Annotated in this window: 22 protein-coding genes; 14 read left to right on the top strand and 8 right to left on the bottom strand. The window is 63.5% G+C overall.

Features of this window, described 5'->3' with window-relative positions:
• The first annotated feature begins 19 nt into the window (after positions 1-19).
• From ABH922_RS12020 to ABH922_RS12005, 4 genes are all read left to right on the top strand, one after another.
• Positions 20-1,165, top strand: coding sequence for an 8-amino-7-oxononanoate synthase (locus tag ABH922_RS12020; protein WP_424807137.1), 1,146 nt, complete (start codon positions 20-22; stop codon positions 1,163-1,165).
• Entirely contained in the window at positions 1,162-1,851 is a 690-nt protein-coding gene (gene bioD / locus ABH922_RS12015; RefSeq protein WP_424807136.1) for a dethiobiotin synthase, read from the top strand. Before ABH922_RS12020 ends, bioD begins: the two co-directional genes overlap by 4 nt.
• A gap of 158 nt (positions 1,852-2,009) precedes the next feature.
• Positions 2,010-3,410, top strand: a complete 1,401-nt coding sequence (locus tag ABH922_RS12010) for a diguanylate cyclase (RefSeq protein ID WP_424807135.1) — start codon at positions 2,010-2,012, stop codon at positions 3,408-3,410.
• A gap of 344 nt (positions 3,411-3,754) precedes the next feature.
• Positions 3,755-3,919, top strand: coding sequence for a hypothetical protein (locus tag ABH922_RS12005; RefSeq protein ID WP_424807134.1), 165 nt, complete (start codon positions 3,755-3,757; stop codon positions 3,917-3,919).
• 23 nt (positions 3,920-3,942) lie between these two features.
• Here the strand turns inward: ABH922_RS12005 and ABH922_RS12000 are convergent, their stop codons facing one another.
• From ABH922_RS12000 to ABH922_RS11990, 3 genes are all read right to left on the bottom strand, one after another.
• A complete protein-coding gene (locus tag ABH922_RS12000) occupies positions 3,943-4,314 on the bottom strand; it encodes a VOC family protein (protein ID WP_424807133.1) in 372 nt (123 codons plus the stop codon).
• Positions 4,314-4,727, bottom strand: a complete 414-nt coding sequence (locus ABH922_RS11995; protein ID WP_424807132.1) for a VOC family protein — start codon at positions 4,725-4,727, stop codon at positions 4,314-4,316. The genes ABH922_RS12000 and ABH922_RS11995 overlap by 1 nt, the downstream gene beginning before the upstream one ends.
• Positions 4,728-4,812: 85 nt before the next feature.
• Complete coding sequence (locus ABH922_RS11990) at positions 4,813-5,388, bottom strand: helix-turn-helix domain-containing protein (RefSeq protein ID WP_424807131.1); 576 nt, start codon at positions 5,386-5,388, stop codon at positions 4,813-4,815.
• Between the two features lie 64 nt (positions 5,389-5,452).
• On the opposite strand from ABH922_RS11990, the gene ABH922_RS11985 reads away from it, so the two are divergent.
• Together ABH922_RS11985 and ABH922_RS11980 are read left to right on the top strand one after the other, a co-directional pair.
• Positions 5,453-6,130 (top strand): AzlC family ABC transporter permease, encoded by a 678-nt coding sequence (locus tag ABH922_RS11985; protein ID WP_424807130.1) that lies wholly within the window; start codon positions 5,453-5,455, stop codon positions 6,128-6,130.
• On the top strand, positions 6,127-6,447 hold the full coding sequence (locus ABH922_RS11980; protein ID WP_424807129.1) for an AzlD domain-containing protein: 321 nt from the start codon (positions 6,127-6,129) through the stop codon (positions 6,445-6,447). Before ABH922_RS11985 ends, ABH922_RS11980 begins: the two co-directional genes overlap by 4 nt.
• Positions 6,448-6,456: 9 nt before the next feature.
• Here ABH922_RS11980 and ABH922_RS11975 read toward each other — a convergent pair whose 3' ends face one another.
• Complete coding sequence (locus ABH922_RS11975; RefSeq protein WP_424807128.1) at positions 6,457-7,812, bottom strand: hypothetical protein; 1,356 nt, start codon at positions 7,810-7,812, stop codon at positions 6,457-6,459.
• Positions 7,813-7,972: 160 nt separating this feature from the next.
• Positions 7,973-8,629: a TetR/AcrR family transcriptional regulator C-terminal domain-containing protein gene (locus ABH922_RS11970; protein ID WP_424807127.1), complete on the bottom strand. Its 657-nt coding sequence runs from the start codon at positions 8,627-8,629 to the stop codon at positions 7,973-7,975.
• Positions 8,630-8,813: 184 nt separating this feature from the next.
• On the opposite strand from ABH922_RS11970, the gene bioB reads away from it, so the two are divergent.
• The 5 genes from bioB (at position 8,814) to ABH922_RS11945 (ending at position 12,506) form a co-directional block, all read left to right on the top strand.
• Positions 8,814-9,830, top strand: coding sequence for a biotin synthase BioB (bioB, locus tag ABH922_RS11965; protein ID WP_424809647.1), 1,017 nt, complete (start codon positions 8,814-8,816; stop codon positions 9,828-9,830).
• Positions 9,827-10,051, top strand: a complete 225-nt coding sequence (locus ABH922_RS11960; protein ID WP_424807126.1) for a hypothetical protein — start codon at positions 9,827-9,829, stop codon at positions 10,049-10,051. Before bioB ends, ABH922_RS11960 begins: the two co-directional genes overlap by 4 nt.
• Positions 10,052-10,062: 11 nt before the next feature.
• Positions 10,063-10,665, top strand: coding sequence for a DUF2567 domain-containing protein (locus tag ABH922_RS11955; protein WP_424807125.1), 603 nt, complete (start codon positions 10,063-10,065; stop codon positions 10,663-10,665).
• 27 nt (positions 10,666-10,692) lie between these two features.
• Positions 10,693-12,066 carry a DUF2252 domain-containing protein gene (locus ABH922_RS11950; protein ID WP_424807124.1) on the top strand — a complete coding sequence of 458 codons (1,374 nt, stop codon included), beginning with the start codon at positions 10,693-10,695 and terminating at the stop codon, positions 12,064-12,066.
• A 107-nt stretch (positions 12,067-12,173) separates the two neighbouring features.
• The gene (locus ABH922_RS11945; protein WP_424807123.1) at positions 12,174-12,506 is read left to right on the top strand and encodes a short-chain dehydrogenase; all 333 of its coding nucleotides are present in this window, start codon (positions 12,174-12,176) and stop codon (positions 12,504-12,506) included.
• A gap of 177 nt (positions 12,507-12,683) precedes the next feature.
• On the opposite strand, the gene ABH922_RS11940 is transcribed toward ABH922_RS11945, so the two are convergent.
• From ABH922_RS11940 to ABH922_RS11930, 3 genes are all read right to left on the bottom strand, one after another.
• Positions 12,684-12,869, bottom strand: coding sequence for a transposase (locus ABH922_RS11940; protein WP_424807122.1), 186 nt, complete (start codon positions 12,867-12,869; stop codon positions 12,684-12,686).
• A 79-nt stretch (positions 12,870-12,948) separates the two neighbouring features.
• On the bottom strand, positions 12,949-14,721 hold the full coding sequence (locus ABH922_RS11935) for a diguanylate cyclase (protein ID WP_424807121.1): 1,773 nt from the start codon (positions 14,719-14,721) through the stop codon (positions 12,949-12,951).
• A gap of 224 nt (positions 14,722-14,945) precedes the next feature.
• Positions 14,946-15,674, bottom strand: a complete 729-nt coding sequence (locus tag ABH922_RS11930; RefSeq protein WP_424807120.1) for an NUDIX hydrolase — start codon at positions 15,672-15,674, stop codon at positions 14,946-14,948.
• 99 nt (positions 15,675-15,773) lie between these two features.
• Here ABH922_RS11930 and nadA point away from each other — a divergent pair, with 99 nt between their 5' ends.
• From nadA to nadC, 3 genes are read left to right on the top strand one after another with little or no spacing between them, the layout of a single operon-like run.
• Positions 15,774-16,811 carry a quinolinate synthase NadA gene (gene nadA / locus ABH922_RS11925; protein WP_424807119.1) on the top strand — a complete coding sequence of 346 codons (1,038 nt, stop codon included), beginning with the start codon at positions 15,774-15,776 and terminating at the stop codon, positions 16,809-16,811.
• Complete coding sequence (locus tag ABH922_RS11920; protein ID WP_424807118.1) at positions 16,808-18,379, top strand: L-aspartate oxidase; 1,572 nt, start codon at positions 16,808-16,810, stop codon at positions 18,377-18,379. The genes nadA and ABH922_RS11920 overlap by 4 nt, the downstream gene beginning before the upstream one ends.
• On the top strand, positions 18,379-19,251 hold the full coding sequence (nadC, locus tag ABH922_RS11915) for a carboxylating nicotinate-nucleotide diphosphorylase (protein ID WP_424807117.1): 873 nt from the start codon (positions 18,379-18,381) through the stop codon (positions 19,249-19,251). Before ABH922_RS11920 ends, nadC begins: the two co-directional genes overlap by 1 nt.
• The last annotated feature ends 9 nt before the right edge of the window (positions 19,252-19,260 follow it).

Here is a 19,260-nt window from a genome sequence, read left to right as displayed (position 1 = left end):
AGTTGAACGCCGTTCAAGTATGGTCGAAAATGTGAACACCTCGCTCAATTGGCTCGCCGACGTGGAAGCGGAACGACGCGCGGCCGGGCTTCGCCGCGAATTACGTCCGCGCCCCGAGGATTCGGCGCTGATCGACCTCGCGTCCAACGACTATCTCGGCCTGGTGCGCCACCCCGATGTGATCGACGGCGCCGTTACGGCGTTGCGGCGCTGGGGAGCGGGCTCGACCGGATCACGTCTGGTCACCGGCACCACCACCGAGCACGAACGCCTCGAATCCGAGTTGGCGGACTTCGTGGGAGCCGAAGCCGGGCTGGTCTTCTCGTCCGGGTACACCGCAAATCTGGGTGCGGTGACGGCGTTGACGGGTCCGGGATCGCTGATCGTCTCCGACGCCGGTTCGCACGCATCGCTGGTCGATGCCTGCCGGCTGTCCCGCGCCCGAGTCGTCGTGGCACCGCACGCCGATGCGCAATTCATAGCCGAGACTCTGCGCAACCGGACCCAACAGCGCGCTCTGGTCGTCACCGACTCCGTCTTCAGCGCCGACGGAGATCTCGCGCCGTTACGGGCGATGCATCGGGTCTGTCGCGAACACGGGGCGATCCTGCTGGTCGACGAGGCGCACGGCATCGGTGTACGCGGCGACGGTGGACGCGGGTTGGTCCACGAACTCGGTCTGGCCGGCGAACCGGACGTCGTGATCACAGCTACTCTGTCGAAATCCTTGGCCAGTCAAGGCGGAGTCGTCCTCGGTCTGGACAAGGTGCGTGCTCATCTGGTCGACGCGGCACGCACTTTCATCTTCGACACCGGACTGGCGCCTGCGGCCGTGGGTGCAGCGCGAGCGGCGCTGGCGGTTCTCGCGCGTGAGCCGACGCGAGCAACCGACGTACGCGCGCGCGCAACCGCCCTCTCGGAGATCGCGGGCGTCGAGGCGCCCGAATCCGCGGTGGTGTCCGTGGTTCTCGGCGACCCTCGCCGCGCGTACGACGCATCTGTGGCGTGCCGTGATCGCGGACTGCATGTCGGCTGTTTCCGCCCGCCCTCGGTGCCGGAGGGCACGTCGCGATTGCGACTTACCGCCCGTGCGACGCTGTCGCTCTCGGAGATGGAGATCATCTCGCAGGTGCTCGGAGATGTCCTGAGTCAGGCGCGGGTATGAGCATTGTGCTTGTGACGGGAACGTCCACCGACGTGGGAAAGACCGTGGTGACAGCTGCGTTGGCCTCCGTCGCACTGGGGTCCGGCCGGTCGGTCGCCGTCCTCAAGCCCGCTCAGACCGGAGTGGGTGTGGGGGAGCCGGGAGACCTGGCCGAGGTGGATCGCCTCACCGGGGGCGGAGCGACACTGGTGGAGTTGGCCCGCTACCCGGATCCGCTTGCTCCGGACGTCGCAGCGCGCCGCAGCGGATTGCCGTCACCGACTCTCGCAGATGTCGTTGCCGCCGCGACGGACTTGGACGTCGGTCACGATCTGACGTTGATCGAAGGAGCCGGCGGCCTTCTCGTTCGGCTCGGGGCGGAGGGCTTCACGCTTCGCGACGTTGCGACGGCGTTGTCGGCGCCGGTTGTTCTGGTGGTGGCTTCGGGCTTGGGGACACTCAATCACACGGCCCTCACGGTGGAAGCGTTGCGCATGTCGGCAGTGCGTTGTGCGGGGCTCGTGATCGGCTCGTGGCCGCGGCATCCCGAATTAGCCGACTACACGAACCGGGACGAATTGGCATCGGTGAGTGGAGTTCCGGTGCGTGGCGCTGTTCCGGCGGGCGCCGGATTGCTCGGCGCGGGCGAATTCAAAGCAATCGCCGATATCGCAGTGAACGATCTGGTGGAGTATTTGCCGGTTTGATACTATTAGGGCCGTCTTGGCACGTGGAAGACGGACGTCTGCGCCGGCGGGAACACCTCGGTGCGGTGGTGGACCGAATGGTTCACCGATAAGTGACGATCGAATGTTAGCCATGAAGTAACCTTGGGTTGGGGAATCCGAGTTTCAGGTGGGTGGTCATGGTCGACAAATCACGGTCTGTTCAGGTGGCTCGCTGCTCACTGATGATCGGGCTCACCGTTTTCGCCTGCTGCATCGTCGGAATCGTCAGCCGGCTTCCCGGCACACTCGCAGTCTTCTGGCCCGCCAATGCCGTGTTGCTGGGGATACTGCTGCGCTCTCCTCGGTCGGCAACCCTCCTTACCTGGTCGAGCGCGGCGGCCGGTTACCTCGCCGCGGACCTCGTCACCGGAAGTGAACTCGCCACCAGTTTGTGGCTCAATGCGGCGAACATCGTCGGAGTTGCGACAGGCTTCTACGCATTTCGATGGGTCCGAGACGAGGATCGTCGGTTGGCGAGCATCCAATCCGTCGGATACCTGGTGTCCACGACACTCGTCGCGTCGGCGAGTGCGGCGTTGGTGGGTGGGATCGCGAATCAGTTCCTCTTCGACGGCGGGTGGTCGGATGGATGGCTGGAATGGTTCGCATCGGAATTCGTCAACTACATGACCATGGTTCCACTGGTACTGACCTTTCCTTTGCTCGGTTCGCTCCGTGGAACAGACGACGCGGTCGCGATGCTACGACAATCGTCGGTACCGACGGCTCTCTTGGCGGTCTCCATTGCACTCGAATGGGTGGTCGGGGGTCCAGGGGCCATCGCGTTCGCAATGCCGGCTCTGGTCACGGCAGCGCTGGTGACGAATGTCTTCGTCACCGCGCTGCTGACGGCTGTATCCACGGCGTGGACATTGACATTGGCGGGGTCCGGGCATCTCGGATTCGCGGGTGGCAGCGCGACGCCGGTCGGTTCGTCGGTCCAGATCGGACTGTCCCTACTGGCAGTGGCACCCATTGCGGTGGCCTGTGTGACCATCGAGCGTCGCCGAGCATGGGCAGCGTTGACCGAAGCGGTCACTCACGACGATCTCACCGGCGCGCTGCGCCGCGACGAGTTTCTCCGTCGGGCGGGTGAGGCGATGATTTCTCGACATCTGGCCGGTGAGCCGGTCTCGGTCCTGATGATGGATCTGGACCATTTCAAGCGGGTGAACGACAACCTGGGCCATCGAGCCGGAGACATGGCGTTGGCGAGTTTCGCCGACCTGGTGCGGCGGCACCTTGACGACGATTACCTCTTCGCGCGCTTGGGCGGGGAAGAATTCGTCGTCTTGATGGCAGGTGTGGGCCTTGACGAGGCGACCGAGTTGGCCGAGACCGTTCGGATATCCCAGGCGCAGCACTCACGGTCGATATGGTCGGAGTTCGGGCCCACCGTCAGCATCGGAGTGGCGAGTTGCAGTACCGGCTGCGCCGGATTGGCGGAGCTGACCGATTGCGCGGACGAAGCGTTGTACCAGGCGAAGAAACTGGACCGCAATCGAACCGTGTCACTGGTGATCGGAGCCGACAGCTGACGACGGGTCCAGCCGGCTCGGCTGCCTGCGGTACGGGCGCCTTCTGCCAATTTTCGTACTCTGCCCTGGGTTTCACCGGGCGGCAATACCGCCGGGCGTAATCGGTCCTTCCCGAGAATGTGCCGATCGACCGGAATGAAAAGACAGATCGGGGCGGTTGGACGACGCCACGCCGGGGCCGCGTCGCTCGTAGTCGGCGCGTTCGTGCAAGACTGGGGGACGAGCTGGTTGGTCATCCGCACCGAGTGGTGCTGTTGCGATGACAGCGGTGGAAATGCGTCGTCCGAGATAGTGAGCAGTTTCTTTCTGCAGTCGGTTGCGGCGAACAGACAAAAGGGTGGCAAATGAACGAATCGAACAGCGGGCTCTTTTCCGACCACAGTGCAACTACGGTGGTCGAAGAGATCAAGTCTGCAGAACAATTGGCGGCCGAACGTGAGATCGCTCGAGCGGAACGCGCGAATTCGGCTACCGCCGAACAACGGCAGTCCCAGTTGTTCAGCGGGTAACCGGAAATCGGTCCTGCGGTGACCTATTCCTCGATGACCGACAGAACATTGCCGGACGGATCCGTAAACCAGGCGATATCAGGACCGTTGCCGCGCATGATTCCATTCGAGTCCTGCGGAAAACCCTCGTATATCAGAAACTCGACGCCGCGAGCGGCAAGTTGATCGACCGTGGCATCGATGTCTTTCACCACGAAATTGAGAATGGTAAAGGTAGCCGGTTCGTGATCGGGTTTAGGGTAGACGAGCACTTCGGAGCCTCCTGTCAGGTGAATACGTATGAGCCCCATGGCTTCGTCGGTCACGGTCAGTCCGAGCGTCTGCGCATAGAATCGTCGTGCGGCGTCGATGTCGACCACCGAAAATCCGCTGAAGGCTCTGCTCTCCGTGAGCATTACCGTTCTCCGTTTGCCGGAGCCGCGGAATCCATCTCGGTCCGAGCCTGTTCGCTCAATTCGACGATCTGGATGTAGTTGCCGTCCGGATCGATCGCGGTGGCGAACCAACTTCCGTCACGATTCTCCAGCGGGGCGAACCAGCCGAATCCCAGTGCATCGACTCGATCGGCAATGCTTCGGGCGTCCTCGGTTTCGATGTTCAAGAACATCCGGCCGGGTTGGGGGTTCGAATCGCCGATATCCTGGCGTTTGTCGAGCATCACGTAAAAACCGTCGAAGATCAGGACGTCGTAGCCGGGCGCCCCCGGTGTCCGATCCACTGTAGGTGCGAAAGCGTCGGCATACCAGTCGCGTAGGCGATCGGGATCGGTACTCGAGAGCAGAATGCTGTTGATGCGTGGTCCGGACATCGGTTCTCCTGTTGCGGTCGTTTCGGACGGTGATATCACCTCGCCGGTACAGACCCCACGGGCATTGGAAAATCATCGCAGGCAGTCAGATGTGTTCGGAAATCAGAGTTGCAGTGGTGCCGGGTGCGAGTGCGCGGAAGATGTGTTCGACGTCGCCGGGATACGAGAGATAATCTCCGGTCTCCAGTTCGATCGGGCTGCTGGTCGGCCCCACCAAGGCGCGTCCGGTCGCAATGACCACGTGCTCGGTGGTGCCACGAGCGTGCGGCGCGGAAAGCCGCGGTTCTCCGGGTTCGGCGACGATCCGGTAGAGGTCGCGGCGCGCAGTCGGAGGGCTCGGCGCCAGGAGTGTGGCCGCGTAGGAGGCCGTTGTCGATGCGATCGCCGGTCCATCGCCGGCTCGGATCAACTGCACCGGCGTGATCGGCGAGTCCACCAGGCGCGAAAACGGGACATCCAGGGCGTTACCCAGCGCCCAGAGTGTCTCCAAACTCGGATTGCCCAGGCCCGATTCGAGCTGGGACAGAGTTGATTTCGCGATATTTGCCCGTCGGGCTACTTCCGAGAGGCTCAAACCCGACCGGAGGCGCTCACGTTTGAGCGCGACTGCGACCATTTCTTGCGGGGTGCGGTCGGCGGGGTTCGTCACGCTGGGCGACATCGTTCGATTCTCCGATCATTCGTTTGATTTGACGAACACTTACATGTCGTTCAACATAGGGTACATGCGTTCTATATGGCGAACACTTGATCAGGGCACTGTTCGGGCATCGGTACTGATCGCACTGTCGGTCGGGATCGTCGGCGTCTCGTACGGGGTAACTGCAGGTGCGGGCGGGTTCTCGATCTGGCAACTACTGGCGCCGGCGATCCTGGTGTTGGGAGCCTCGTCCGAATTCCTGTTCGTCGGCATCGTTGCCGCCGGTGGGCACCCCATGGTGGGTGTACTCGCGGGACTGCTCGTCAACTCGCGCAACTTCGTCTACGCGATGGCGGCCGGTTCGTTCCTGCAGACCCGGACGCAGCGACTCTTCGGTGCGCATCTGGTCAACGACGAGACTCTCGCGCTTGCAAGCGCGCAGAATTCCGCCGTGTCCAAACGGGCGGCATTCTGGCTCTGTGGGATCGCAATCGCGCTGTTGTGGCCGCTGGGTGCAGTCGTCGGGGCCATCCTCGGCTCGGTGGTCGCGAATCCGGCGGTCCTCGGTCTGGACGCAGCGTTTCCAGCTGTGATCCTGGCACTCGCGATCCCGGGAGCGAGGGAACGGACGGTGTTGTCGGCAAGTGCGATCGGGGTACCGATCGCCGTATGCGCGACCCCGTTCGTCCCGGCCGGAATGGCACCGCTGTTCGCGCTGCCTGCCATGGCGGTTGCCATGCGATTGCACGGAGATACCGCGTGAACACCTCGTCCGTATGGGTGGCGATTGTCGCCTTCGGTTGCGGCTCGTACGCCTTGCGGGTCGGTGGCGTCTTGTTGCGTGCACGAGTGACCCTCTCCAGGGCGGTGGAGAAGTCGCTCGAGCGCAGTATCGTCGTGCTTCTGCTGGCAGTGGCCGTTACGTCCACGATGTTCGACGGGCACGAGCTGTCCGGGACCGCCCGTGTACTCGGGGTGGCGGTAGGTGGGTTACTCGCGTGGTTCAAGGCCCCGCTGGTCGTCGTGGTGCTCGTTGCCGCCGGAACCACTGCGCTGCTACGCCTGGCAGGCGTCGTGTAGAGAGAATGTTCAGGAATGTCGCTGCGCGATCAGCGATTCGATTCTCGTCACACGGTCTTCGAGATCCGCACGACGTGTGCGCAAGGCCACCTCGATCGAAGCCCAGGAGGGGGCCTCGGACATCGCCATCGTGCCCGCGGACACCCTCGAGCGGGTGACCTGTAGATAGAGCACCGGTATCACGGGGGTGAGTAACACGCCGAGGCATGTGGTGAGTTGTCGAACGACGGCGTCGGCGTCGGCGTCGCTGCCACTGCTACCCGTGATCGCTAGTCCGACTACGACGAAGACGACGAGCGCGAACCACATCATCCGCATCGTCCACGGGCGAATGCGTTGCGACCAGGTCGGGTTCGTGGTGGTGTCGGTCCATCGCGCGTGGGTGAAGAACAGGACGGCACTGGTTGCTCCGGCATTGAAGAGGGCCAGCAGGATCAGCACGGCCAGAGTATTCGACAGGGGCGGATGGTGGTTCGTGAGAAAATAGACCAGAGCTACCGGAACTGCTGAGACAATCGTCGAAGAAATCACGATGGTGACGGCCGATGGTATGTATTTTCCAATAGTCGGCTGATATTCGTGATGCAGAATATCCGGCTTGTTACCAGGGTTCAACCGATCTCTGCGGATCGAAATTTCTTCGAGCTGGTCCTGAATCTGGACCAAGGCCAGTCGTCGGTCGGCGTCGGTTGTGGTCTTCCCCGAGATAGTCGCTGCGAGATATACGCAGCCCACGGAAATCACGGTCACTGCGGTCGCGGTGCCGACGTTTTCACGTGACCACTCGGCGCCGGTATGCACTGCCGCTGCCACGGACAGCCAGCCCGAAATGCTGACGAACACGCTTGCCACCGCGGTCATGAACGCAAACGTGGACAACCGCTGGGCCCAGAACGACGTCGAAATCTGGTCGGCCGCAGAGTCGGAGGGATGAGTCAAACTCACGGCAATGTTGACCGTGGCGATAACTGTCAACATGTACAGATTGACGGTGAGGCTGTCCGCGAGACCGAGCCAGCCACTACTGCGTCCTTGCCACACGTGCCGGCTTGAACCTTCGTACACCGTGGTGTTGGTCGGAATCGAGAGTGCGATCATGAACACGATGACGGTCATGACACCGATAAGCGGTATTCCGATCACACCGGCTACGAGCCTGCGGCGGGACTGGGTGCTGGACTCCGAGACTCGCGCGTTCTCGATCGCTTCCCTGGCCACGGCCGCGGCAACGATATCGTCGGAAACATCGGACTTCACCGGTTCGTCAGGCTCGGATTTTCGTGTGAGCAAAACGGCTGCCGCAACACCGGCCCCTACGGAAAGCAGGGCGGACGCAATCAATTTCGTGTTGTAGGTTTTTTTCATGTCAGTCGGTTCCGTCAACGTACCCCCCCGGGTCGATCGAAGTTTGATTCCGCGCCGAGACCGATGACTCGAACCGCCGTCGCAGTTCATCCGCCGTCGCAGTTCATCCGCCGTCGCAGTTCATCCGCCGGGGCACAGCGCTCGTGCAGTTCGGGTGCCGTCAGGTGATCGGTAGAGCTTTGTCGAGGCGTGGGGCAGGCGTGTGAAGGCTCAGGCGAGCACGGATGCCGTCCACGAACAAGTCGAGCCCGAATTGGAAGCGCACCGTCGGATCACCGTCGAGTAGGTCGTCGTCGGAACCGCTCCCGACGAACTCGGGGGCGTCCGGAGAAAGCGGCGCCCGAGTCAGAGCTCCCATTTCCTCCATTTGCGCACGTGACTGTTCGTCGACGGTATGGCCGAGGACGTAGTACAGCAACGCGTACGCGGCAAGTTGGGCGTGCTCACGCGAGAGTCCGGAGTTTTCACCGGCGAGGACGAAGTGGTCGCGAACGTGACTGCTCGTCATGCGTGAGGCGAAGGTGGCGCTGACCAATTCTGCGCCGTCTCGGTGTGCGAGCAACGCCGACCGAAGTCGGTGCGCCAGTTCGGAATACGACTCTTCCCAGCTGTCGGTGTCGACGGGGGAGTCCACGTCGTCGAGGATGCGGTCCACGACGGCGCCGAGCAAGGTCTGCTTGTTGGGGAAGTGCCAGTAGAGTGCGCCGGGTTGAACCCCGAGTGAGGTGGCGAGCCTGCGCATCGTGAGGTCTGCCAGTCCGAATTCGTCGAGTATCGCCATGGCGCCGTCCAGTACGTCGCCGCGTCGCAACTGCACTTGTCATTCCCTCGTTTCGCTCGGGCGGACGCCCGGTGTGGTTCGCACCTGCCTTTGACAGTATTCCACCACGTCTCTAACGTGAACACCGTTCAACTTGTACGGTGTTCAATTTTGCCCGATCGGTCGGTCCACGCCCTTGGCATCGACCAGGTATTCGAAGGAGACGCGTGTGACCTCGTCGTTGACCGACCCCACCCCTGTGACCGTCGACATTCTCGATCTCGCCCGTGAGCAGGTGCTCGAGCGCGGTGACGGTCTGAGTGAAGGTCAGGTACTCGAAGTTCTCGAACTCGGTGACGACCGACTCGAGGATCTGCTGGCTCTGGCGCACGACGTTCGGATGAAGTGGTGCGGCCCCGAGGTGGAGGTGGAGGGCATCATCAGCCTCAAGACCGGTGGTTGCCCCGAGGACTGCCACTTCTGCTCGCAGTCCGGCCTGTTCCAGTCTCCGGTCCGTGCCGCCTGGCTCGACATACCCAGCCTCGTCGAGGCAGCCAAGCAGACCGCTAAATCCGGTGCCACCGAATTCTGCATCGTTGCCGCCGTCCGCGGCCCGGACGACCGGTTGCTCGCCCAGGTTGCTGCCGGGATCGAGGCGATCCGGAACGAGGTGGACATCCAGATCGCCTGCTCCCTCGGCATGCTGACGCAAGAGCAGGTCGACCAACTGGCAGCGATGGGCGTGCACCGCTACAACCACAACCTCGAAACCGCCAAATCGCACTTCCCGAATGTCGTCACCACCCATAGCTGGGAAGAGCGCTGGAACACGTTACGGATGGTCCGCGACGCCGGCATGGAGGTGTGCTGCGGCGGCATTCTCGGCATGGGGGAGAGCCTGGCTCAGCGAGCCGAATTCGCGGCAAATCTGGCCGCACTCGAGCCGGACGAGGTGCCGCTGAACTTCCTGAATCCGCGTCCCGGAACCCCGTTCGGTGATCTCGAGGTGCTACCGGCCGGCGAGGCTCTCAAGGCTGTTGCGGCGTTCCGGCTGGCACTTCCCCGCACGATCCTGCGGTTCGCCGGCGGACGGGAGATCACCCTCGGTGACCTCGGCGCCAAACAGGGGATCCTCGGCGGAATCAACGCCGTCATCGTCGGGAACTACCTGACGACACTGGGTCGCCCGGCCGAGAAGGACCTGGATCTGCTGGTGGATCTGCAGATGCCGATCAAAGCGCTCAACGACACGTTGTGAGCGCCAGGGTGACCGAGGAGCGGTACAACCCTTTCACGGGTAGTCGGGTCGTGGCCGGAGTCGACGACCCGATTCCGGCTGCTGCCTCGATGGGCCTGGAGCCGCCCAGATTCTGTGAAGAGTGTGGTCGACGGATGATCGTGCAGGTCAGCCCCGACGGGTGGTGGGCGAAATGTTCACGTCACGGTGTGTTCGACTCGATCGACGCGGGGCGCAGGTAGCGTCACCGGATGTGATCTCTCTTCGCCGCCCCCGGTTACGCGTCCCGTTGTCGATCGCATCGATCACGGCGGGCGTGAGTGCACTTGCGGGTGTGCTGTGGGCCTTTCTGGCTCCGCCCGAGCATCTGCTGGTGGTGTCCGACGGTCGCGGTATCGCGTTGACCGGGCAGAGCCTGCATCAGTTCGACTCTTCGGCCATCTTCGTCTGGCAGGCGTTGATCATCGGGGTCGTGTCGGCCGTGGCGACGTGGACTGTCCGTAGCGCCCGCGGTCCGGTGGGGTTCGCCGGTTTGTTGATCGGTTCCGTGGTCGGCTCGGGGCTCATGACGTTGACGGGGCTCGCGATGGCGACACTGCTCTATCCGGTGGTCGACAACCCCGCGGTGAACGACGTGGTGGCACGCCCACCCGGCATCGGTACGCTCCTGGTTCTCATTTTCCAGCCGCTGGCCGCAAGTATCGTGATCCTGGTTCTCGCGGTGCTGAGCCCGGACGACGACCTCGGCTCAGGGCGTCATTGCGGCTCCGACCCGGAATCTGCGGAACGAGAGAGTGCCGCGCGGCGCGGCGCGGAACAGGCAAGCAGTCGACCGCTCGGGGAAACCGAGCACTGAACCGGGCGAATCGGCCATAATTTAACGGTGAAGTCACTCGAGTCCGTCATCGGTACCTCCCACGCGACAGTGGTCGACCCTGAATTCCGACACAGTGGGAAGTCGGCGCGTACGTTGATCAAACGTTCGCAGTTGGCAACCTGGGACGAAGGCAGCCGCGGGCACGACGCACTCGCGACGATCCTCGCGCAGAACTCCATTCGCGCCCAGGACCTTCTACCCATCAGGCACGGCCGAATGGCAGCATCGCCGTGGACGTACTTCCGCGGTGCGGCTGCGGTCATGGCCGCCGATCTCGGCTCCGCGCCCAACACCGGTATCGGTGTCCAACTGTGCGGTGACGCCCACGTGCTCAACTTCGGGCTGTGGGCCACTCCCGAGCGCAATCTGTCCTTCGATCTGCGTGACTTCGACGAGACGATACCGGGTCCGTTCGAGTGGGACGTGAAGCGACTCGCGTCGAGCATCGTGGTTCTGGCGCGGGACAACGGAGTGTCGGAGGAGCGTGCGCAGGCAGCAGTCATCGCTGCGGTGACCGCGTATCGCGACAAGATGTTCTATTACGCCGACACTCCGGCGATCGACATCTGGTACGACCGTGTCGACGTCGACCGACTTCTGCAGCACTTCACGGCCGAGACCGCCAAGCGCGCGGAGAAGGTCATCGAAACTCGCGCCGAGCGTCGGACCAGCCGGGGTGCCTCGCGCAAACTGCTCGAATCAGTGGACGGACGGAACCGCATTCGCGAAGATCCGCCGTTCCGCATTCACGTCGGCAGCCAACAAGAAGGCCTGGCCGCCGAGGTGATCGGTGGATATCGAAGTTCACTGCCCGATCACATCTGGAGTCTGCTGTCGCGTTACGTCACCTCCGATGCCGTTCGGCAAGTTGTCGGCGTCGGCAGCGTGGGGATGCGCGTGTTTCTGGCTCTGTTGGAGGAACGTCGGACGGGTGATCCGTTCTTCCTGCAGATCAAGCAGGCAGGTCCGTCGGTGTACGCGCCGTTCGTCGCGCCGAGCCGGTACGCCAGGCACGGCGAACGAGTAGTCCAGGGGCAGCGGATGCTGCAGAGTGCGACGGACATGTTCGTGGGGTGGACCACCGTCGGTGACCTGGAATTCTATGTGCGCCAGTTCCGAGACATGAAGGTGATTCCGGACGGCCCGACGGTGGGGCCGCACCTGGCCGAGTTCGGCACGGCCTGTGGTGAGGTGTTGGCCCGTGCGCACGCTCGCAGCGGTGACGCGCAAGCGATCTCCGAATATCTGGGTCGCTCCGACAAACCGATCGGAGCCCTGGCTCGGTTTGCGCGCAAGTACGCGGACCAGAACGAACGTGACCATGCGCAACTGGTGGCGGCGATCGCCGACGGATCGGTGGAGGCCACGAACGGCTGGTGACCGGCGAGCAGCACTGCCGGCACCTTCACAGCCCGAGCACGTGATCCGGTCATGACGGCGGCGTTGTCTGGACACATACGTCGATCGATTCGTATGGAGGCCGTGAGATGAATGTTCGCGAAGTGGTCAGTGCCCGGGGTGTCGTCCTCGTCGTCGACGTCGAATGCGCCGACGGAGAACGGGTGGCGACGGAATATCTCGATGCCGGATGGAACGTGGCCGTCACCGCTCGGACGATACGAGATCTGATCCGCATCATGGCGGGAAAACCGGCTCACCGGTTCCTCGCCATCGTGGCGGATCCGTCCGATCGACGGCAGGCGGACCGAATTCTCGATCGCGCGAGTACGAGATTCGGGATGATCGATCGAGTGGTCGATCGCACCGGCCTCGTCGAGTCCGTGTGGCGCCGGTCCCGGCACGTAGATGCGACCGCGTGATCGGTGTCGGAGTGTGTTTTGACAACCGTCAGGTCCGGGCCGATCCCACTGGTCGCCGATCCCACTAGTCATGGTCGCGATCGTCACGATGTGAACCATGGCCTCGTGGTGATCGGGGTCTGGTTGCGTAGTCTCGCACGCAGCGGCGGTGCTTGTTGATCCACGCAGGTCCTGGATCTAGGCAGCGGTGACGACAACGGCGAGCGAGAGTCCGTTCACATCCACGGCAATGTATCGCTTGACGCCGTTCGTTCTCTTGCCGCCATCTCGGCCGCGGCTCGCTCGGGGCACGGTGTCGGCAACCGGCACCGTCTGCGAGTCGATTTGTGGGCTTTCCGGCGGGGGTGGGGGCTTGGTGATCACCGACCCGACCAGGAGCCTGCGTCGGCAGTGCTCGGCGAGGTTCGTTCACGCCCACAATCGCGAGTTCTCACACACGCTCTCAGCGACGTGTGTCGTCGTTCGAGGTGGTGGCCGGGTCCGGGGTGATCGTGTGGCGCGAGCCCGCAGCTCGAACGTCACGAACGACGACGGTCGCCGTGCGGAGTCGGTCGGCGACGTCAGGTCCGCGATATCCGCCCGGTAGGGCGGATCCGTGGTTCGTGTTGGGGCGGCGTCGACGATCGGCTGCCGTCACGATGCGATTTCGGCCGCGTTGTTTTGCTTCGTACATGGCGGCGTCGGCGGCTTGGAGCAGTTGCGGGATGATTTCGCCACTGTCGATGTCGGTGGTGTCGGTACTGGCGACTCCGGCACTGAACGTCACCGTGTCCGGGGTGAGTCCACTTCCGAATTCGACGGGTGTCGTGCGCAATCGGTTGCCCAGAAGCTGTAGCAGCTCAGCCGCACGGTCCTCGCTCGTGGTGGGCAGGATCAGGACGATCTCGTCGCCGCCGATTCTGGCTGCGGTGTCGAGTGGACCGAGCACGTCGGCTATCCGGTCGGCAACCGTGGCGAGCACGTGGTCTCCGTAGTGGTGTCCGAACGTGTCGTTGATGAGCTTGAAGTGGTCGATGTCCATGATCACGAGGCTGATGTTCTCGTGGTTCTCGTGGTAGCCGCGAACGCGATTTTCCACGACGTCGTGAAGATATCGACGGTTGTAGAGTCCGGTCAGGGGATCTCGTGCCGCCTGGTAGGCGAGGTCACGTTGCAGTTCTTCGATCTGGGCCAGCTTCTCGATCAGCGCCCGGTTGGTTGCGTCGAGGGCTTCTCGCTGGCGGTGTGCAACTGTCACGTCCCAGATCATCAGAGCCCGACCGAGTACCCGCTCCCGGGCGTCGCTCACCTCGGAGAACCGGACTTCGAGCAGTCGATCCCGCCAGGTGACGATGGTCGGGTCCGGAGACGGAGGACCGATCAGGCGGGTGAATGTGGCCAGTTCGGTCTCGGTGGTCTCGGTGTTCGGTCGCGACGGTAGATCCTCGAACCGGGCGCCGAAGATCAGTTCCTCGCCGGTCGGATTGATGTCGACGAGTCGGCCGCGTTCGTCGAAGACGACTACACCTTCGTTGAGAAGGTCGAACACTCCTGCTCGGGCGATCGGGAGCACGTCGAAGATTCGTGCGCGGAGAATTCCTACGCAGATCAGGATCGCCGATGCGGAGAAGAACAATGCGGTCACGTCCGGCCAGCGAGGGCCGATGCTCAGAGATACGACGTTTCCGGCCACCGGAATCGAGACGGCGACGATGACCAGTGCCATCTTGCGTTTGCGCCGATCGATGGTCCTGATCAGATTACGGCAGACTGCGAAGACCCCCAGGCCGACGAGCACGTAGCTGTAGAGCGAGTGCAGCCAGAACATCGAACCGAAGGCTATCGACGCACTACCGGTTGCGCTCTCTGCCGAACACGAGATCACCGAGTGGTGTAGCGAGTTGGTTGCTCCGGCGACGATGATCAGGACGGGCTCGATGGAGAGCAGTCCGATCACGACTGGTTTCACAGCTCCGTCCGGATCGACCGTGGCCCGGGCGAGAAGGTAGAAACCGGCGGTCGCGACGGTGATTCCCGGCATCGCGACCGGGAGGATGATGCAGTTGGTTCCCGGATAACCGGCTGGACCCCCGATCGCCCAACCGAGTAGGTCCGCCAGGGCCCACCAGGCGAGACCGGTACCGATCACACCGAGTGCCAGGGCGTTACCGCGCAGTTGGATTCTGCGCTGAAAAGCTACCGCGACGACGTAGAGGCTGCTGACAATCGATGCCACGTACGCCGCGCTGAGTAACAAGTCACCACCAATCTCATGTCCCCGGTGGGTCTTATGACCGATTGGGGCGACATCTGCGAACATCGTCGGCCAATGGTCCTGAACGACACATCAGGTGTAATAGGGATTACCATACCGATCAACGTGCCGTTTCGTGCACGCGAGATCGTCGAAACGTCCGTGGTGCCGAGAGGCTTACTCGGCATGTCAGGCATTTCGGATATTCAGCTCGGTGGACGTAGTGCCGCAAACTCGTCGGTGACACGCAACGTGGAATCGGTGAATCTGTACAGAGCCGGCGGACGGCCGCCCGCTCTGCCGGACGGCGCGGTATTCCCGGTGGCAGTGAGTACCCCACGTCGGCCCAGCACGCGTTGCAGGTTGGTTGCGTCCACCTGGTGGCCGAGCGCCGCACAGTAAATTTCCCGCAAAGTGGACATGGCGAATTCTTCGGGTGCCAGACCGAAGGCGATGTTGGTGTACGAGAGTTTCGCGGCCAGCCGATTACGCGCGTGACGAACCACCGTCCCATGGTCGAACGACATCGGTGGCAGGTTCGAGACCGGGTGCCAGGCGGTGTCCGGTGGAAGTTGTGGATCGGCACTCAGTGGGACCAGACCCAGGAAGGTCGAGGCTATCCTCCGCGGGCCGGGTACACGCTGCGGATCGCTGAACACCGAGAGTTGCTCGAGGTGTGCCACCTTGCGGAGATCGACCTTCTCGGCGAGAAGTCTGCGAGCCGACGTAGTGAGATCTTCGTCCTCGCGCAACATTCCACCGGGAAGAGACCACGTGCCTTTCTGGGGGTTGAGCGCGCGTTGCCAGAGCAGGACGGCCAGTTCCTCGCGCGCCGGGGGGCAGTGACCGTCGTCACCTGCGGCAATGGGTGCGGTGAAGGTGCGAACTTGGAACACCGCGGCGAGCACTTCGTGAGTGGTGTTACTATTGGGCACGTTTTCGATTCTAAGTCGAAAACCTCGATAACGGAAATCCGGACCAGCCCGTCCGGATTTGAACTGGGCTCGCGCCCGTTCACGGTGAAGGAGAGCGCCATGACGACCACGACGTTATGGGAGGGATCGACCTCGCAGATTCACGACGGACCTGGCGGTTACGCAGGCGTCGAAGCAACACCGGAGTGGGCCGCAGAGGTTAAACGCCTGGCGCGTGAGCGCGGAGCCACCATCTTGGCGCACAACTACCAACTGCCGGCTATTCAGGACGTCGCCGACCATGTCGGTGACTCGTTGGCGCTGTCGCGGATCGCAGCCGAAGCCCCGGAAGACACCATCGTCTTCTGCGGCGTGCACTTCATGGCGGAGACGGCGAAGATACTGGCGCCTACCAAGACAGTGCTCATCCCCGACGAGCGGGCGGGATGCTCGCTGGCCGATTCCATCAATGCGGAGCAGCTTCGCGAGTGGAAGGCCGACAACCCGAGTGCGCTGGTCGTCTCGTACGTGAACACCACGGCCGAGGTCAAGGGGTTGACCGACATCTGCTGCACGTCGTCCAACGCGGTGGACGTCGTCGAGTCGATCGATCCCGATCGTGAGGTGCTGTTCCTGCCGGACCAGTTCCTCGGTGCCCACGTCAAGCGCGTCACCGGTCGCAAGAACATGCAGATCTGGGCCGGCGAATGCCACGTCCATGCCGGTATCAACGGCGACGAGTTGACCGCCAAGTCCAAGGCCCACCCCGATGCCGAGCTGTTCGTTCATCCTGAATGTGGTTGCGCCACTTCAGCTCTGTACCTTGCCGGTGAAGGAGCCGTTCCGGAGGACAAGGTGAAAATTCTCTCCACCGGCGGCATGCTCGATGCGGCACGGGTCACCAAGAGCAAGCAGGTGCTCGTCGCCACGGAGATCGGCATGCTGCACCAGCTGCGCAAGGCGGCGCCGGACGTGGACTTCCAGGCGGTCAACGATCGAGCGTCGTGCCCGTACATGAAGATGATCACGCCCGCAGCTCTGCTGCGTTGCCTCATCGAGGGCAAGGACGAGGTGCATGTCGACCTCGAGATGGCCGAGCGTGCCCAGAAGTCCGTGCAGCGCATGATCGAAATCGGGAACCCGGGCGGCGGCGAGTGACCAGCCCCGCCGGGCGTTACGCCTGGGAGGCCCGCGCCGATCTGGTTGTGGTCGGCGGCGGTGTGGCGGGGCTCACTGCCGCCCGTACCGCATCCTTGCGCGGCCTCGACGTACTCACGGTCAGTAAGGGCGGGCCCACCGATACGTCCACGCAGTACGCGCAGGGCGGTATCGCCGTGGTCGGGGACGTCGACACCGATTCGGTCGAGTCTCACGTCGTCGACACGTGCGAGGCCGGTGTCGGCTTGTGTGACGAAGCTGCCGTGTACTCGATCGTCGAATCAGGTCGCGACGCAGTAGCGGCGCTTGCGGCACTGGGTGCAGTGTTCGACCGCGGGCGGGACGGTGAAGTGTCTCGCACGCGCGAGGGTGGCCACAGCACTCGCCGAATCATTCACGCCGGGGGGGACGCGACCGGCGCCGAGGTGCAGCGGGCGCTCAACGCAGCCGGTCTTCCCGTGCTGTTCGGTGCGGCTGCAGTTCAGGTGGTCACCGGGCCCCACGGGGTGTGCGGACTCGTCGTGGCCTCTGCGGAAGGTCTCGGCGTCATCCATACCCCGGCGGTTCTACTGGCCACCGGCGGCCTCGGACAGTTGTACGCGTGCAGCACCAATCCGGCCGGTGCCACCGCCGACGGCATCGCGCTGGCCCTGACGGCCGGCGCGGCTGTTGCGGACCTCGAGTTCGTGCAGTTCCATCCGACGGTGCTTTACACGCCGGGTGGAGTGGGCAGGCGTCCGCTGATCAGTGAGGCGGTTCGCGGTGAGGGCGCAATTCTCGTCGACACCAAGGGAAATTCCGTCACTGCCGGCGTTCATCCGCTCGGCGATCTCGCACCACGGGACGTGGTTTCTCGGGCCATCGCCGCTCGCTTGCGAGAATTGGGCGCCGACCACGTCTATCTCGACGCGCGCACGCTCGACGGGTTCGAGACCCGCTTCCCCAACATCACCGCATCCTGCCTCGAGGCCGGGATCGACCCACGCACGCAACTGATTCCGGTAGCGCCTGCCGCGCATTACTCGTGCGGGGGAGTTGCAACGGATGTGCACGGCCGGACCGGGGTCCCCGGACTTTACGCTGCAGGCGAGGTTGCCCGCACCGGCTTGCACGGTGCGAACCGGCTCGCGTCCAACAGTCTCCTCGAAGGCTTGGTGGTGGGAGAGCGTGCCGGGGCAGCGGCCGCCGAGCGGCGCGGTGTACACGCCGAAGTCGTCGATGTGGTGCGTACTCCACTCCCGGCCCTTCCTCGCGAAGTGGTGCAGTCGATCATGACCTCACATGCGTCGGTGGTGCGGGACGGCGCGGGACTGGACGTGGCCCGGAAGGCGCTTGCCGAAGCCGAAGATTGTGTAGCCGTGGGGGTTTCGGAACTCGAAGACGCGGCTCTGACTCTGACGGCGACCGCGTTGCTCGAGGTGGCGTCCGCTCGTGCCGAGAGTCGCGGTTGCCACACCCGCGTCGACTACCCGAACACGGACCCGAACCAGCGCCGCAGTACACAGATCACACTCGGCGCCGACGGAGTGCTGGGTCTACCCGAGAATTTGTCGACAGGAGTTCAGTGATGACCGAGCCGAAGACGTTGCCTGCACCGTTGGACGTCGACGAGGTGCGAGATCTGATCCGCACCGCTCTGGACGAGGATCTGCGCTACGGGCCGGATGTCACCTCTGCTGCAACAGTTCCCGCGGATGCGGTAGCGAAAGCCTCGGTGGTCTCCCGCGCGACGGGCACAGTGGCCGGAATCGACGTCGGACTCCTGGTCCTGGACGAGGTGATCGGCGCCGACAACTACGAGGTGACCGAACGTGCCGCGGACGGAACGCGAGTAGCGCCGGGACAGTCGGTGTTGACCGTGGTTGCTCCCACGCGCGGTCTGTTGACGGCCGAGCGGACGATGCTCAACCTGGTCTGCCATCTGTCCGGGATCGCCACGGCCACCGCGCAGTGGGTCGATGCCGTCGCCGGCACGCACGCGCGGATCCGCGACAGCCGGAAGACATTGCCGGGCTTGCGGTCGCTGCAGAAGTACGCCGTGCACGTCGGTGGCGGAGTGAACCACAGGATGGGACTCGGTGACGCGGCATTGATCAAGGACAATCATGTTGCCGCCGCTGGTTCGGTGGTGGCGGCGCTCCGTGCCGTGCGTGAACTCGCGCCGGACATCGAATGCGAGGTCGAGGTGGACACCTTGACACAACTCGACGAGGTTCTTGCCGAGAATGTCGAATTGGTTCTGCTGGATAACTTTCCGTTGTGGCAAACTCAGATTGCCGTGCAGCGTCGGGACAGCTCGGCCCCCGGGACGAAACTCGAGTCCTCGGGCGGTCTGACAGTCGAGGTGGCTGCGGACTATGCCCGCACCGGCGTCGATTACCTGGCCGTCGGCGCTCTGACGCACTCGGTCACGGTGCTCGATCTGGGTCTGGACATGTAGATTTCGCGT

This window comes from Rhodococcus sp. 27YEA15, from assembly GCF_049739425.1.
GTDB lineage: Bacteria > Actinomycetota > Actinomycetes > Mycobacteriales > Mycobacteriaceae > Rhodococcus_F.
This window is presented reverse-complemented; position numbering and strand designations above follow the sequence as displayed.